The sequence below is a fragment of the Streptomyces sp. NRRL S-31 genome (assembly GCF_000718775.1).
Classification (GTDB): domain Bacteria; phylum Actinomycetota; class Actinomycetes; order Streptomycetales; family Streptomycetaceae; genus Streptomyces.
Genome location: NZ_JOCB01000004.1, coordinates 14190 through 27880 on the forward strand (window position 1 = coordinate 14190; position 13691 = coordinate 27880).

Annotated in this window: 10 protein-coding genes; 8 read left to right on the forward strand and 2 right to left on the reverse strand. The window is 73.2% G+C overall.

The window, feature by feature from the left end; all coding sequences use genetic code 11:
* Positions 1-131: 131 nt before the first annotated feature.
* The 4 genes from lepA to hemW all read left to right on the forward strand — a co-directional run bounded on the left by lepA (position 132) and on the right by hemW (position 7486).
* A complete protein-coding gene (lepA, locus tag IF37_RS0102925) occupies positions 132-2006 on the forward strand; it encodes a translation elongation factor 4 (protein WP_030735569.1) in 1875 nt (624 codons plus the stop codon).
* A gap of 260 nt (positions 2007-2266) precedes the next feature.
* Positions 2267-4141, forward strand: coding sequence for a long-chain fatty acid--CoA ligase (locus IF37_RS0102930; protein WP_030735572.1), 1875 nt, complete (start codon positions 2267-2269; stop codon positions 4139-4141).
* Between the two features lie 261 nt (positions 4142-4402).
* Positions 4403-6226, forward strand: coding sequence for a SpoIIE family protein phosphatase (locus IF37_RS0102935; RefSeq protein WP_253915628.1), 1824 nt, complete (start codon positions 4403-4405; stop codon positions 6224-6226).
* A gap of 27 nt (positions 6227-6253) precedes the next feature.
* Complete coding sequence (gene hemW / locus IF37_RS0102940; RefSeq protein ID WP_030735579.1) at positions 6254-7486, forward strand: radical SAM family heme chaperone HemW; 1233 nt, start codon at positions 6254-6256, stop codon at positions 7484-7486.
* 251 nt (positions 7487-7737) lie between these two features.
* Here hemW and IF37_RS0102945 read toward each other — a convergent pair whose 3' ends face one another.
* Both IF37_RS0102945 and IF37_RS0102950 read right to left on the reverse strand, forming a co-directional pair.
* Entirely contained in the window at positions 7738-8553 is an 816-nt protein-coding gene (locus IF37_RS0102945; RefSeq protein WP_030735583.1) for a DUF3097 domain-containing protein, read from the reverse strand.
* Between the two features lie 68 nt (positions 8554-8621).
* The gene (locus tag IF37_RS0102950) at positions 8622-9344 is read right to left on the reverse strand and encodes an MBL fold metallo-hydrolase (RefSeq protein ID WP_030735585.1); all 723 of its coding nucleotides are present in this window, start codon (positions 9342-9344) and stop codon (positions 8622-8624) included.
* Between the two features lie 175 nt (positions 9345-9519).
* On the opposite strand from IF37_RS0102950, the gene hrcA reads away from it, so the two are divergent.
* The 4 genes from hrcA to IF37_RS0102970 all read left to right on the forward strand — a co-directional run bounded on the left by hrcA (position 9520) and on the right by IF37_RS0102970 (position 13689).
* Positions 9520-10536, forward strand: a complete 1017-nt coding sequence (gene hrcA, locus IF37_RS0102955; protein WP_030735587.1) for a heat-inducible transcriptional repressor HrcA — start codon at positions 9520-9522, stop codon at positions 10534-10536.
* Positions 10537-11673, forward strand: a complete 1137-nt coding sequence (gene dnaJ / locus IF37_RS0102960; RefSeq protein WP_030735591.1) for a molecular chaperone DnaJ — start codon at positions 10537-10539, stop codon at positions 11671-11673.
* A 190-nt stretch (positions 11674-11863) separates the two neighbouring features.
* Positions 11864-12952 carry a nitronate monooxygenase gene (locus IF37_RS0102965; protein ID WP_030735594.1) on the forward strand — a complete coding sequence of 363 codons (1089 nt, stop codon included), beginning with the start codon at positions 11864-11866 and terminating at the stop codon, positions 12950-12952.
* Positions 12949-13689 carry a 16S rRNA (uracil(1498)-N(3))-methyltransferase gene (locus tag IF37_RS0102970; RefSeq protein WP_030735597.1) on the forward strand — a complete coding sequence of 247 codons (741 nt, stop codon included), beginning with the start codon at positions 12949-12951 and terminating at the stop codon, positions 13687-13689. The genes IF37_RS0102965 and IF37_RS0102970 overlap by 4 nt, the downstream gene beginning before the upstream one ends.
* Positions 13690-13691 lie beyond the last annotated feature (2 nt).

Sequence of the window (13691 nt, forward strand, 5' to 3'; positions counted from 1 at the left end):
GCACAGCCATCTACAGTACCAGTGGCCCTCCGGACGGCCCAAAACGGCCCCCGGTCCCTCCCCGTGGGACCATGGAGACTACGTAACGATCCGACCCGAGGCATAAGGCGCCTCAAGAGACAGGACCCTGCGTGCCCGCGACCCCTAACCATGTGCCCGAGCCGAGCCGTACCGCCCCGGCTCTGATCCGCAATTTCTGCATCATCGCGCACATCGACCACGGCAAGTCCACGCTCGCCGACCGGATGCTCCAGCTGACCGGTGTGGTCGAGCAGCGGCAGATGCGTGCTCAGTACCTCGACCGGATGGACATCGAGCGCGAGCGCGGCATCACGATCAAGTCCCAGGCGGTGCGGCTGCCCTGGGCCCCGACCGAGGGCCCCGACCAGGGCACGACCCACATCCTCAACATGATCGACACCCCGGGGCACGTCGACTTCACCTACGAGGTCTCGCGGTCGCTGGCCGCCTGCGAGGGGACCATCCTCCTGGTCGACGCCGCCCAGGGCATCGAGGCGCAGACCCTCGCCAACCTCTACCTGGCGATGGAGAACGACCTCACGATCATCCCGGTGCTGAACAAGATCGACCTGCCGGCCGCGCAGCCGGAGAAGTTCGCCGAGGAACTGGCGAACCTGGTCGGCTGCGAGCCGGAGGACGTGCTCAAGGTCTCCGCGAAGACCGGTCTCGGCGTGGACGCGCTGCTGAACAAGGTCGTCAAGGAGATCCCGGCGCCGGTCGGGGTCGCCGACGCGCCCGCCCGCGCGATGATCTTCGACTCGGTCTACGACTCCTACCGCGGTGTCGTGACGTACGTCCGTGTCATCGACGGCCAGCTCAACAAACGCGAGCGCATCAAGATGATGTCGACCGGTGCCACCCACGAGCTGCTGGAGATCGGCGTCAGCTCGCCGGAGATGCTGCCGGCGGACGGCCTCGGCGTCGGTGAGGTGGGATACCTCATCACCGGTGTGAAGGACGTCCGGCAGTCCAAGGTCGGTGACACGGTCACCAGCCAGCAGAAGGGCGCCACCGAGGCGCTCGGCGGCTACAAGGACCCGAAGCCGATGGTCTTCTCCGGTCTGTATCCGCTGGACGGCTCGGACTACCCGGAGCTGCGCGAGGCCCTGGACAAGCTCCAGCTCAACGACGCCGCCCTGGTCTACGAGCCGGAGACCTCCGCGGCCCTCGGCTTCGGCTTCCGCGTCGGCTTCCTCGGCCTGCTGCACCTGGACGTGATCCGGGAGCGTCTGGAGCGCGAGTTCGGGCTCGACCTGATCGCCACCGCCCCCAACGTGGTCTACCGCGTGGTCATGGAGGACGGCAGCGAGCACACGGTCACCAACCCGAGCGAGTTCCCCGAAGGCAAGATCAACGACGTCTACGAGCCGGTCGTGCGGGCCACCATCCTCGCGCCCACCGAGTTCATCGGTTCGATCATGGAGCTGTGCCAGACCCGGCGCGGCACCCTGCTCGGCATGGACTACCTCTCGGAGGACCGCGTCGAGATCCGCTACACGCTGCCGCTCGCGGAGATCGTCTTCGACTTCTTCGACCAGCTGAAGTCCAAGACCCGCGGCTACGCCTCGCTGGACTACGAGCCCACGGGCGAGCAGACCAGCTCCCTGGTCAAGGTCGACATCCTGCTGCACGGCGACAAGGTGGACGCCTTCTCGGCGATCACCCACAAGGACCAGGCGTACGCGTACGGCGTGCGGCTCGTCGCCAAGCTCAAGGAGCTGATCCCGCGGCAGGCCTTCGAGGTGCCGGTGCAGGCCGCCATCGGCTCCCGGGTGATCGCCCGCGAGACCATCCGCGCCATCCGCAAGGACGTCCTCGCCAAGTGCTACGGCGGTGACATCTCCCGTAAGCGGAAGCTGCTGGAGAAGCAGAAGGAAGGCAAGAAGCGGATGAAGATGGTGGGTTCCGTGGAGGTTCCGCAGGAGGCCTTCATCGCGGTGCTGTCCAGCGATGACAGCGCGGGGTCGGGCAAGAGCAAGAAGTGACCGGGGGTAACGACCGGTTACGTCGGCAAACCGGACATGTGGGGGCCCGTCGTGCGCGAGCGCGGCGGGCCCCCGCGCGTTCGCCGGGCCGCGAAGCGTGGAAAGTGACAGGCCGAAGCCCCTTACGCAGCGGGCGGTCGCCCCTTACCCTGATCCCTGCTCGCTAGTTACTGGTGAGTTAAACAACAGCCCGAACCCCCACAGTGAGTCAATCCAGCCGCACCGAGTCAGCCGCACCGTCGCGGGCCCCGGAGGATGTCGTGAGCGACACACAGACCCTGATCGAGAACCGTCCGCCGTCCGTGGCGGCCCTCTTCCTGGAGCGCGTGGCGGCGACACCGGACGCCGAGGCCTACCGCTACCCGGTCCCGCCGGCCGCGGGCCAGGGCCCCGACGACTGGAAGTCGCTCAGCTGGGCGGAGGCGGCCGACCGGGTGTACGCCATCGCCGCCGGGCTCATCGAACTGGGCATCGAGCCCGAGCAGCGGGTGGCGCTCGCCTCCTCCACCCGTGTGGAGTGGATCCTCGCCGACCTCGGGATCATGTGCGCCGGCGGCGCCACCACCACGGTCTACCCGCAGACCAACGCCGACGAGTCCGCGTTCATCCTCGCCGACTCCGAGAGCCGCGTACTGATCGCCGAGGACGCGGCGCAGCTCGCCAAGGCCGTGGAGAAGCGCGCCGAGCTGCCCGCCCTGACCAAGGTCGTGGTGATCGACCCGGCCGGCGTGGAGACCGATGACCGGGTGACCACCCTCGCCGAGCTGGAGCGGCGCGGCGCCGCCTACCTGGAGCAGCACCCGCAGCTGATCAAGGAGAAGGTCGGCGCGATCACCGGGGAGCAGCTCGCCACCCTCATCTACACCTCGGGAACCACCGGCCGCCCCAAGGGCGTGCGCCTGCCGCACGACAACTGGGCGTACATGGCGAAGGCGATCGCCGCGACCGGCCTGGTCACCATGGAGGACGTGCAGTACCTGTGGCTGCCGCTGGCGCACGTCTTCGGCAAGGTGCTGACCTCAGGGCAGATCGAGGTCGGGCACGTCACCGCCGTGGACGGCCGCGTCGACAAGATCATCGAGAATCTGCCGGTGGTGCGGCCGACGTACATGGCGGCCGTGCCGCGCATCTTCGAGAAGGTCTACAACGGCGTGGCGGCCAAGGCCCGCGAGGGCGGCGCGGCCAAGTACAGGATCTTCCAGTGGGCCGCCGAGGTCGCCCGCGAGTACGCCAAGGTCACCCAGGACAACTTCCGCCGCACCGGCACCGCCTCGGCGCCCTTCGGGCTCGCGGCCAAGCACAAGGTCGCCGACGGCCTCGTCTACGCCAAGCTCCGCGAGGCCTTCGGCGGCCGGCTGCGCGCCTGTGTCTCCGGTGCCTCCGCGCTCTCGCCGGAGATCGGCTACTTCTTCGCCGGGGCCGGCATCCACATCCTGGAGGGCTACGGTCTCACCGAGACCTCCGCGGCCTCCTTCGTCAATCCGGGCGAGGCCTACCGCACCGGCACGGTCGGCAAGCCGCTGCCCGGCACCGAGGTCCGCATCGCCGACGACGGCGAGATCCTGCTGCGCGGCCCCGGCATCATGCAGGGCTACCACCAGCAGCCCGAGAAGACCGCCGAGGTGCTGGAGTCCGACGGCTGGTTCCACACCGGAGACATCGGCGAGCTGTCGCCCGACGGCTACCTGCGGATCACCGACCGCAAGAAGGACCTCATCAAGACCTCCGGCGGCAAGTACGTCGCCCCGGCCGAGGTCGAGGGCCAGTTCAAGGCGGTGTGCCCGTACGTGTCCAACATCCTCGTGCACGGCGCCGACCGTAACTACTGCACCGCCCTCATCGCCCTGGACGAGCCGGCGCTCCTGGAGTGGGCGAAGGAGAACGGGCTGGAGGGCAGGCCGTACGCGGAGATCGTCGCCGCGCCGCAGACCGTGGAGATGGTCGACGGGTACGTGCGGCAGCTCAACACCGGGCTCCAGCGCTGGCAGACCATCAAGAAGTTCCGGCTGCTGCCGCGGGACCTGGACGTGGAGCACGGCGAGATCACGCCGAGCCTGAAGCTGAAGCGGCCGGTGGTGGAGCGCGAGTACAGGCACCTCATCGACGAGATGTACGCCGGCACGCGGGAGGCGTAGTTCCTCGGGATTCCTCGGGATTCCTCGGAGTTCCTTGGCGCTCCCCCTCTCCCTGTTCCCCTCTCCCCGCCCCTCCCCGGGGGCGGCCGGACCGCCGGGACGCGCGCGCCGTTCCGCGCCCGCGCGTCGGACCGCGCGGATCGCACACGCCCGCGTACGCCCCCTGGGAGATTGCGCTCATCGGCGCTCGAAAGCATGCGATTTCTGCCCACTTCACTGACTCCACGCTTATGAGCGCCCCCGCTCTGTCATCGTGGCGCCATGGACACGGCGGCCATACCGACCCAGCGGGAGAGCGAGCCCGGGCCCGGCACGCGGGGGCGGGCCACGCTGCCCGGCAGCCCCCTCGCCCCGGCGTCGGCCCGCGCGCTGGTGCGGGCCGCGCTCGACGGGGGGCCCGCGGTTCCGCCACGGCTGGCCGACGACGCCCTGGCCGTGGTGAGCGAGCTGGTCACCAACGCCGTCGTGCACGCCGGCACCGAGGTGCGGGTCGACTGGCTGCTGGAGGACACCGGCGCGTTCGTGATCGAGGTGCGGGACCGGCACCCCTCCCGCGCCCCGCGCGACGCCCTGGCCGGCGAGGGGCCGTACGACACCGCGGAGTACGGGCGCGGCCTGCGCCTCGTCGCCACGCTCGCCGAGTCCTGGGGCGTCACCTACCGCGTCGGCGCCAAGACCGTCTGGGCCCGGCTGCCCCCCGGCGGCAGCGACGCCCCGGACGGACCCGCGCCGGACCCCGCCCTGGAGGTCGCCGAGGACCTCGCCCCGCAGCCGCCCCGCGCCGACGGCGACCGGGACTGGCTCGGCCGGGGCGCGCTCTCCTTCCTCGCCGAGGCATCCGACCTGCTCGCCGGACAACTCGACGAGAACCTGGTCACCGCGCTCACCGGCCAGCTGATCGTGCCCCGGCTCGCCGACTGGTGCGCGGTCTGGCTGGAGGACGAGGCGTCCGTGCGCGGCGGCGCCCGCGACGGACCCGCCCGGGTCTGGCACGCCAGCGAGGCCCGCATCGAGGAGCTGCGGTGCGCGCTCGAGAAGGAGCCCCCGGGCCCGCCGGACGGACTGCGTTCCGGCCCCGAGCCCTACCCCTGGCCCGGGCACGCGCTCGGCCCGCGGGGCGCGCACGGCACGGCGCTGTCGTACCGGCTGGTCGCCGGAGGCCGGCCGCTCGGCACGCTGGTCATCGGCCGGTGCGGCCCGGCGGGCTTCCCCGACGAGATCACCGGGCTGGTCGAGGACCTCGGCCGCCGGGTCGCGCTGGCCATCGGCGCGGCCCGCCAGTACGCCCGCCAGGCCACCATCAGCGCCGTCCTCCAGCGCGGCCTGCTGCCCGGCGCGGTCGCCGAGATCCCCGGCATGCGCAGCGCGCTCGTATACGAACCCTGCGACAAGGGCGGCCCGAGCGGCGACTTCTACGACCTGTTCCCGGCGGGCGACGGCCGCTGGTGCTTCGCCGTCGGCGACGTCCAGGGCAAGGGCCCGGAGGCGGCCGTGGTGATCGGCCTGGCCCGCCCCTGGCTGCGCCTCCTCGCCCGCGAGGGGTACGGCATCGCCGACGTCCTGGACCGCCTGAACCAGCTCCTCCTGGACGACGCCACCGAGGCCGCCGACGCCGCCGCCCGCGCCCTGGTCGCCGCCGGGGCGCACCCCCTGGCCTCCGGGGACGGCCCGCAGACCCGCTTCCTCTCCCTCCTGTACGGCGAGCTGACACCACACGACGGCGGGGTCCGCTGCACCCTCGCCTCGGCCGGCCACCCGCTGCCGCTGGTCCTCGGCCCCGACGGCACCGTGCGCACCGCCGCCCACCCGCAGACCCTGCTCGGCGTCGTGGAGGACGAGACGTACACCAGCGAGACCGTGGAGCTGCGGTCCGGCGACAGCCTGCTGTGCGTCACCGACGGGGTCACCGAGCGGCGCTCCGGCTCCCGCCAGTTCGACGACGGCGACGGGCTGGCCCGCGCCCTCGCCGGCTGTGCCGGCCTCGACGCCGAGCGGATCGCCGCGACGATCCGCCGTCTGGTGCACGACTTCGGCGGCGGCGCCCCCGAGGACGACCTCGCCCTGCTGGTGCTCCAGGCGGAGTGACACCGCCGGTGCTGGACAATGGAGGACATGCCTTCCGCACTCCCCGACGGCGAGCCCGTCCCCGCCGACGGCGCGCTGCCCGCCTCCGCGCTCGCCGGGGCCGCCGCCCGCCCGCTCGGTTTCTATCTGCACGTCCCGTACTGCGCGACCCGCTGCGGCTACTGCGACTTCAACACCTACACCGCGACCGAGCTGCGCGGCACGGGCGGGGTGCTCGCCTCCCGGGACAACTACGCGGACATCCTCGCGGACGAGATCCGGCTGGCGAGGAAGGTGCTGGGCGACGACCCGCGCGAGGTCCGCACGGTCTTCGTCGGCGGCGGCACGCCCACCCTGCTGGCGGCAGACGACCTGGCCGGGATGCTGGACGTGATCCGTACCGAGTTCGGGCTCGCCCCGGACGCGGAGGTCACCACGGAGGCGAACCCGGACTCCGTCGACCCCGCCTACCTGGCCACCCTCCGCGCGGGCGGCTTCAACCGGATCTCCTTCGGCATGCAGAGCGCGAAGCGGCACGTACTGCGGGTCCTGGAACGCACCCACACGCCCGGCCGCCCGGAGGCCTGTGTGGCGGAGGCGCGGGCCGCGGGGTTCGAGCACGTCAACCTGGACCTGATCTACGGCACGCCGGGGGAGTCGGACGACGACTGGCGGGCGTCCCTGGAGGCCGCCCTCGGGGCCGGCCCCGACCACGTCAGCGCCTACGCGCTCATCGTCGAGGAGGGCACCCGGCTGGCCCGCCGGATCCGCCGCGGCGAGATACCGATGACCGACGACGACGTGCACGCCGACCGGTACCTGATCGCCGAGGAGATGCTGGCCGCGGCGGGCTTCGACTGGTACGAGGTCTCCAACTGGGCCACCTCCGAGGCGGGCCGCTGCCTGCACAACGAGCTGTACTGGCGCGGCGCCGACTGGTGGGGCGCCGGACCCGGGGCGCACTCGCACGTGGGCGGGGTGCGCTGGTGGAACGTGAAGCACCCGGGCGCGTACGCGGCGGCCCTCGCCGCCGGCCGTTCCCCGGGCGCGGGCCGCGAGCTGCTGTCCGACGAGGACCGCCGGGTGGAGCGCGTCCTGCTGGAGCTGCGGCTGCGGGAGGGCGTCCCGCTGTCGCTGCTGCGGGAGGAGGGACTCGCCGCCTCCCGGCGGGCGCTGGCGGACGGACTGCTCCAGGAGGAGCCGTACGAGCGGGGACACGCGGTGCTCACACTGCGCGGGCGGCTGCTGGCTGACGCGGTGGTGCGGGACCTGGTGGACTGACCACCACGCGAGGGCGGACCGACGGGCGCGGGCCGGCGGGCGTGGACCGGCGCACCTGGATCGGAGGGCGTGGATCGAAGGGCGTGGATCGGCGGGCGTGGACCGGTCACCCCGGTGATGGGTGAGCGGCCCCCGGACCGCGGTCCGCTCCCCGTCCCGGCCCGCTCCGCCCCACGGACCCGTGGGGCGGGACCCCGTCGGCGGGACGGCGGACGCGGAGGGCCGCGCACGGGCGCGGGGCCCGCGCGGCGTCAGGCCCCGCCGTCCCCCGTGACGAAGTCGATCAGCTCCTCCACCCGCCCCAGCAGCTCCGGCTCCAGGTCCTTGTAGGACCGCACCCGCTTCAGGATCGCCTGCCACACCGCCCCGGTGTTCTCCGGCGGCCAGCCCAGCGCCCGGCACACCCCCGTCTTCCAGTCCTGGCCCCGCGGCACCCGCGGCCACGCCGCGATCCCCACCGACGACGGCTTCACCGCCTCCCAGATGTCGATGTACGGGTGGCCGACGACGAGCGCGTGCGCGCTGGTCACCGACTCCGCGATCCGCCACTCCTTCGACCCCGGCACCAGGTGGTCCACCAGCACGCCCAGCCGCGCGTCCGGCCCCGGGGCGAAGGACTCCACGATCGCCGGCAGGTCGTCCACGCCCTCCAGGTACTCCACGACCACGCCCTCGACGCGCAGGTCGTCGCCCCACACCTTCTCGACCAGCTCGGCGTCGTGCCGGCCCTCCACGTAGATGCGGCCGGCGCGGGCCACGCGCGCGCGTGCGCCCGGGACGGCGACCGAGCCGGACGCCGTGCGGGCCGGGCGCGCCGGGCCGCCGGACGCCGGCCGTACCAGCGTCACCACGCGGCCCTCCAGCAGGAAACCGCGCGGCACCAGCGGGAACACCCGGTGCTTGCCGAAGCGGTCCTCCAGGGTCACCGTGCCGGCCTCGCAGCCGATCACCGCCCCGCAGAACCCGGTGCCGGGCTCCTCCACCACCAGACCCGGTTCGGCCGCCACCTCGGGCACGGGCTGCTGCTTCTTCCACGGTGGGGTGAGATCGGCGGAGTACTGGCGCATTCGGATGACGATAGGAGAAGCCGTACGGCGGTGCGCACGACACGCCGGGACCGGTTGCCGGAAGGCGCTCAGATCACGCCGAACCGCGCCGCCAGCGCGTCGCGTTGACGGCGTACGAACCCCGCGTCCACCACCGCCCCGTGACCGGGCACGTACAGTGCGTCCTCGCCGCCCAGCGCCAGCAGCCGGTCGAGCGCGTCCGGCCAGCGGGACGGGATCGCGTCCGGGCCCGCCTGGGGCTCGCCGGACTCCTCCACCAGGTCGCCGCAGAAGACCACCTCCGGGTCTCCCGGCACCAGCACCGCCAGGTCGTGCGCGGTGTGGCCGGGGCCCACGTTGGCCAGCAGCGCCTGCCGGCCGTCGCCCAGGTCGAGGGTCCACTCGCCGGAGACCAGGTGGCCGGGGGAGACCAGCGCGTCCACCGCCTCGTCCGCGTCGCGCACCGGCAGACCGCCCCGCACCGCGTCCAGGCGCAGCTCCTCGCGCCCGAGCGCCAGCACCGCGTCCACGCCCACCGCCCCGTACACCTCCGCGCCGGCGAACGCGGGCGCCCCGAGGACGTGGTCGAAATGGGGGTGGGTCAGCGCGAGATGGGTCACACGGCCGCCGGCGATCCGCTGGGCCCGCGCCCGCAGCCGCGCCCCCTCCGCCAGGCTCGACCCGGCGTCCACCACCAGCGCCGTTCCCACGCCCAATACCAGGCCCGCGGTGCAGTCCCAGCCCGGCAGCCGGCACCGCCCCACCCCGGCGGCCAGCCGCTCCCACCCCAGCTCTTCCCAAGTCACGGTCATACCCGCGACGCTAGCGGTAGGACCCGGTACGGCGGCCCGACCTTGCCCAGTGCGTACCCGACAGCCGTACACTGGCGGGGAATGCTGGCACTCGGATGGGAGGAGTGCCAGGCCGACGGCCCGACGGGGCGGCGGGACCAGGGGACGAGGGACGACGTGCTGGAGGTGCGCGCGCATGCTGAGTGAACGCAGGCTTCAGGTGCTGCGCGCCATCGTCCAGGACTACGTGGGCACCGAGGAGCCGGTCGGTTCCAAGGCGCTCACCGAGCGGCACAACCTCGGTGTCTCCCCGGCCACCGTCCGCAACGACATGGCGGCCCTCGAGGACGAGGGGTACATCGCCCAGCCGCACACCAGTGCGGGGCGCATCCCCACCGACAAGGGCTACCGGCTGTTCGTCGACAAGCTCGCGGGTGTGAAGCCGATGACCGCGCCCGAGCGGCGGGCGATCCAGAACTTCCTGGAGGGCGCCGTCGACCTCGACGACGTCGTGGCGCGGACCGTGCGGCTGCTCGCGCAGCTCACGCGGCAGGTCGCCGTCGTGCAGTACCCGTCCCTGACCCGGTCCACCGTCCGGCACGTGGAGCTGCTCTCGCTCGCCCCCGCGCGCGTGATGCTCGTGCTGATCACGGACACCGGCCGGGTCGAGCAGCGGATGGTCGACTGCCCGGTGCCGTTCGGCGAGACCTCGCTGGCGGACCTGCGGGCACGGCTGAACAGCCGGGTCGCGGGCCGCCGGTTCGCCGATGTGCCGCAGCTGGTCGAGGACCTGCCGGACGGCTTCGACCCCGAGGACCGCGGTACGGTCTCCACGGTGCTCTCCACCCTGCTGGAGACACTCGTGGAGGAGAACGAGGAGCGGCTGATGATCGGCGGTACCGCCAATCTCACCCGCTTCGGACATGACTTCCCCCTCACGATTCGGCCCGTCCTGGAGGCCCTTGAGGAGCAGGTCGTGCTCCTCAAGCTCCTCGGCGAGGCCAAGGATCCGGGCGTGACCGTGCGCATCGGCCACGAGATCGCCCACGAGGGACTCAACTCAACCTCCGTCGTGTCGGTCGGTTACGGTTCGGGCGGCGAGGCGGTTGCCAAGCTCGGCGTGGTCGGACCGACCCGCATGGACTACCCGGGAACGATGGGAGCGGTACGCGCAGTGGCACGGTACGTCGGACAGATCCTGGCGGAGTCGTAAGTGGCCACGGACTATTACGCCGTTCTCGGCGTGCGCCGCGACGCGTCGCAGGATGAGATCAAGAAGGCGTTCCGCCGGCTCGCGCGCGAGCTGCACCCGGACGTCAACCCCGATCCGAAGACCCAGGAGCGGTTCAAGGAGATCAACGCCGCTTACGAGGTGCTGTCGGACCCGCAGAAGAAGCAGGTCTACGACCTCGGCGGCGACCCGCTCTCCGCGTCGGGCGGCGCGGGCGCGGGCGGCTTCGGCGCGGGCGGCTTCGGCAACTTCTCGGACATCATGGACGCGTTCTTCGGCACGGCGTCGCAGCGCGGGCCGCGCTCGCGCACCCGCCGCGGCCAGGACGCGATGATCCGGATCGAGATCGAGCTGGACGAGGCGGCCTTCGGGACGACCAAGGACATCCAGGTCGACACCGCGGTCGTCTGCAGCACCTGCAACGGCGAGGGCGCGGCCCCGGGCACCTCCGCCCAGACGTGTGACATGTGCCGCGGCCGGGGCGAGGTCTCGCAGGTCACCCGGTCCTTCCTGGGCCAGGTCATGACCTCGCGGCCGTGTCCCCAGTGCCAGGGCTTCGGCACGGTCGTGCCGACGCCGTGCCCGGAGTGCGCCGGCGACGGCCGGGTCCGCTCCCGGCGCACGCTCACCGTCAAGATCCCGGCCGGTGTCGACAACGGCACCCGCATCCAGCTCGCCGGCGAGGGCGAGGTCGGCCCCGGCGGCGGACCGGCCGGCGACCTGTACGTCGAGATCCACGAGCTGCCGCACCCGACCTTCCAGCGGCGCGGCGACGACCTGCACTGCACGGTCACCCTCCCGATGACCGCGGCGGCCCTCGGCACCAAGGTGCCGCTGGAGACCCTGGACGGCATGGAGGAGGTCGACATCCGGCCCGGTACCCAGTCCGGCCAGTCGATCCCGCTGCACGGCCGGGGCGTCACGCATCTGCGCGGCGGCGGCCGGGGCGACCTGATCGTGCATGTCGAGGTCATCACCCCGAACAAGCTCGACCCCGAGCAGGAGCGGCTGCTGCGCGAGCTGGCCAAGCTCAGGGGCGAGGAGCGGCCGCAGGGGCAGTTCCAGCCGGGCCAGCAGGGCCTGTTCTCCCGGCTGAAGGACGCCTTCAACGGGCGCTGACGCGGGTCGCGATGCCGGTCCGGGGGCCGGGGGTCCGGCCCCCGGACCGGGCTCGGTCCGCCGCCCCGGCGGGGCGCTCCCGCCCGGCCGGCGGACACCCGCGACGGGCGTCGGAGCGTGCGGCCGCCCCGGTATGTGCCGGGGGACGCCCCGATTCGGACTTGTCCGAAGGACGTGACAACATGCGGTCATGTCCTCCGCGCTGACCGGTCTCTCGCCCCTTCCGATCGTGCAGGCCCCCATGGCGGGCGGTGTCTCCCTCCCGCGGCTCGCCGCCGCCGTCTCCGAGGCCGGCGGCCTCGGGTTCCTCGCCGCCGGGTACAAGACCGCCGACGGGATGTACCAGGAGATCAAGCAGCTGAGGGCGCTCACGGACCGCCCGTTCGGGGTGAACGTGTTCGTGCCGCAGCCGGAGCAGGCCGAGTCCGGCGCCGTCGAGCTCTACGCCCACCAGCTGGCCGGCGAGGCCGCCTGGTACGGGACCGAGCTGGGCGACCCGGACGGCGGCCGGGACGACAACTACGACGCCAAGCTCGCCGTCCTGCTCGACGACCCGGTGCCGGTGGTCTCCTTCCACTTCGGCGTGCCGAGCCGGGAGGTGCTCGACCGGCTGCGCCGGGCCGGGACCCTCACCCTGGTCACCGCCACCACCGCGGAGGAGGCCCGCGCGGTCGAGCGGGCCGGGGCGGACGCGGTGATCGCGCAGGGCCTGGAGGCCGGCGGCCACCAGGGCACCCACCGGGACCTGCCGGAGAACGACGGCACCGGCGTCGGCCTGCTGTCGCTGGTCACGCAGATCCGGGAGGCCGTGCGCCTGCCCGTCGTGGCCGCCGGCGGCATCATGTGCGGCGCCCAGATCGCCGCCGTCCTCGCGGCGGGCGCGAGCGCGGCCCAGCTGGGCACCGCCTTCCTCGCCACCCCCGAGTCCGGCGCGCCCGACCTGCACAAACGGGCGCTGACCGACCCTCTGTTCGCCCGCACCGAACTGACCCGCGCCTTCTCCGGCCGTCCGGCCCGCGGACTGGTCAACCGCTTCCTGCGCGAGCACGGCCCGTACGCCCCCGCCGCCTACCCGGAGGTCCACCACCTCACCTCGCCGCTGCGCAAGGCCGCCGCCCAGGCCGGTGACGCGCAGGGCATGGCGCTGTGGGCGGGCCAGGGCCACCGGATGGCCCGGGACCTGCCGGCCGACCGCCTGGTGGAGGCGCTGGCCGCCGAACTCGCCGACGCCGGGACAGCGTTGTCGGAGCTGACGCGGACCGGAGGTGACCCGCGATGACCGCGCCCGTCTTCGTCGTCGACCGACTCGACCCGGCCGGGCCGGAGTTCGTGCTCGACGGCCCCGAGGGACGGCACGCCGTGTCCGTGAAGCGGCTGCGGCCGGGCGAGGACGTGGTCCTCACCGACGGCCGCGGACGCTGGGCGGAGGGCGTCGTCAAGGCGGCCGAGGGCAAGGACCGGCTGGTCGTCACGGACCTGGAGCCGGTGCGCGAGGAGGAGCCGGCCAGCCCGCGCATCACCGTCGTGCAGGCCCTGCCCAAGGGCGACCGGGGGGAACTCGCCGTCGAGACCATGACCGAGGTCGGCGTCGACACGATCGTGCCCTGGCAGGCGTCCCGCTGCGTCACCCAGTGGAGGGGCGAGCGCGGGCTGAAGGCCCTCGGCAAGTGGCGGGCCACCGCCCGCGAGGCGGGCAAGCAGTCCCGCCGGGTCCGCTTCCCCGAGGTGGCGGACGCGGCGACGACCAGGCAGGTGGGCGCGCTGCTCGCCGGCGCGGACTTCGCCGCCGTACTGCACGAGAGCGGCGAGACGCGCCTCGCCACCGCCGAACTCCCCACCGCGGGCGAGATCGTGCTGGTCGTCGGCCCCGAGGGCGGTGTCTCCCCCGAGGAGCTGGCGCTCTTCGCGGAGGCGGGCGCCCGGCCCTACGTCCTCGGGCCCACCGTGCTGCGGACGTCCACCGCCGGCACCGCCGCCGCGGCCCTGCTGCTGGGCCGTACCGGCCGCTGGTCCTGACC